General features: G+C 65.6%; 2 protein-coding genes and 1 pseudogene. All 3 read left to right on the top strand.

Annotated features, from left to right (window positions below; all coding sequences use genetic code 11):
- Positions 1–465, top strand: a pseudogene (locus I6U14_RS12620) (acyl-[acyl-carrier-protein]--UDP-N-acetylglucosamine O-acyltransferase); the annotation flags it as partial.
- A gap of 115 nt (positions 466–580) precedes the next feature.
- Positions 581–964: a Co2+/Mg2+ efflux protein ApaG gene (apaG, locus tag I6U14_RS12615; protein ID WP_296899825.1), complete on the top strand. Its 384-nt coding sequence runs from the start codon at positions 581–583 to the stop codon at positions 962–964.
- Positions 965–1,209: 245 nt separating this feature from the next.
- Positions 1,210–2,043 carry a symmetrical bis(5'-nucleosyl)-tetraphosphatase gene (locus I6U14_RS12610; RefSeq protein ID WP_296899824.1) on the top strand — a complete coding sequence of 278 codons (834 nt, stop codon included), beginning with the start codon at positions 1,210–1,212 and terminating at the stop codon, positions 2,041–2,043.
- Positions 2,044–2,123: the final 80 nt, after the last annotated feature.

Genomic DNA, 2,123 nt, shown 5'->3' with positions numbered 1-2,123 from the left:
CGCATCGGCAGCCGCAACTTCTTCATGGCTTACAGCCACGTCGGGCACGACTGCACCGTGGGTGACGACAACATTTTTGCCAACACGGCGACCCTCGCCGGACACGTCGAGCTGGACCACCATGTGTTCGTATCCGGGCAGGTGGCCGTGCACCAATTCTGCCGCATCGGTGCCTACGTGATGCTCGGTGGCGTGAGCGGCGTGCCCAAAGATGTGCCGCCGTTCGTCATTGCCAATGGTCAACGTGCGCGCATCGTCGGTCTGAACCTGGTGGGCCTGAAGCGCAACGGCTTCGATCAGGCGCGGCGCGCTCACATTAAGGCCGTTTACAAGCTTCTTTTTCGCTCGGGCCTGCGCCTGGCGGACGCCCTCGCGCGCGCCGAGCAGGAGCTGCCAGGCCAAGACACCGACACCATCGTCGCCTTTTGCCGCGGGTCGACGCGGGGACTCACCGGCTTCCACTGACGCGCAGGCCCACGCGCCAGCGCCAAGGCATGCCGAGTCCGTGCAAGTCGCCGCTGAATCCCGCCCGCTGTCGGCCGTGCAGGCAACGAATCCCAACATCCCCAAGGAGCCGTCCATGCCAGACGCAGAGCCCTATCGCATCGAAGTCAACGCGGTCAGCGACTACATCGCCGAGCAGTCGGACCCGCAGGACAACCGCTTCGTCTTCGCCTACACCATCACCATCCGCAATACTGGGAGCGTTCCTGCCAAGCTGCTGAACCGTCATTGGATCGTCACCGACGCCAACGGCAAGGTGCAAGAGGTGCGTGGCGCCGGCGTCGTCGGCGAGCAGCCGCACCTCAATCCGGGCGAGGCGTTTCGGTACACCAGCGGCACCCAGATCGCAACGCCTGTGGGCAGCATGCACGGCACCTACGACATGCTCGCCGACGACGGCACGCGCTTCGACGCTGAAATCCCCGCCTTCTCCCTAGGAGACCGCGGGCGTCTGCATTAAGGGGCTTAAAGAGCCGGCATCCTGCAGCCGCGTCCGGCTGCCGGTGCGGGATAAGGCTCTCGCCTAGGCCAGCGGCGAGGACTGTGGGCGAGGCTCGTTCACCCAAAGCATCTGGGCGCGCCTTCTACTCACCCTCAGCCCTCGGCCCTCGGCCCTCGGCCCCCCAATCCGCTTGGACAACCGAGCCGTTTTCAAGATAAGGCGCCGGGCTGCCACTCGCTTCACAACGCTTTGCTGGACCTGACATGGCCACCTATGCCATCGGCGACATCCAGGGCTGCTACGATGAGCTCAGGCGGCTGCTGGACCACATCGAATTCGACCCTGCCAACGACAAGCTTTGGTCCGTCGGCGACTTGGTGAACCGCGGCCCAGGGTCGCTGGCCGTGCTGCGCTGGTTCAAAGCGCTCGGTGACCAGGCCGTCGTGGTATTGGGTAACCATGACCTGCACCTGCTCGCACTCGCCGCAGGCAATCAGCGCCATGCCAAGAAGCACACCATGGACGACGTGCTCTCGGCGCCGGATCGCGACGAGCTGCTGCACTGGCTGCGCCACCGCCCGTTGCTGCACCACAGCGACCACAAGCGCTTTGCCATGATTCACGCCGGCCTGCCACCGCAATGGGACCTGGCCCAGGCCCGCGCCTGCGCGCAAGAGTTGGAGGTGGAGCTGCGCGGGCCCGGCTACGCCGATTTCCTGCAAGCCATGTACGGCGACCAGCCAGACCTCTGGTCCGAGGACCTGCACGGCCTGGACCGGCTGCGCTTTATTACCAACGCCCTGACGCGGCTGCGCTGGTGCACTGCCGAAGGCCGGCTGCTGCTGCAGGAGAAATCCCTGCCCGGCACTCAGCCGGACGGCGTGCTGCCCTGGTACAAGGTGCCAGGGCGTGCAAGCCGAGAGATGCGCATCCTCTTCGGCCACTGGTCCACCCTGGGCTATCTTGCCGAGCACAACGTTTGGGGGCTGGACACGGGGTGCGTCTGGGGCGGCAGCCTCACCGCCGTGCGGGTGCGGCGCAAGCGGCCCATCAAAGTCTTCGACTTGGACTGCATCGGCCATCAAACGCCGGGCTGACCGGCGCTCCTGCCCCAGCCCGACGGCCTAAGGAGATGCTGATTTATTGGGCATCCTGCCCAAAAATCAGACGGAGCCGG

This window comes from Thiohalocapsa sp. (genome assembly GCF_019695415.1).
Taxonomy (GTDB): Bacteria; Pseudomonadota; Gammaproteobacteria; order Chromatiales; family Chromatiaceae; genus Thiohalocapsa.
This window is presented reverse-complemented; position numbering and strand designations above follow the sequence as displayed.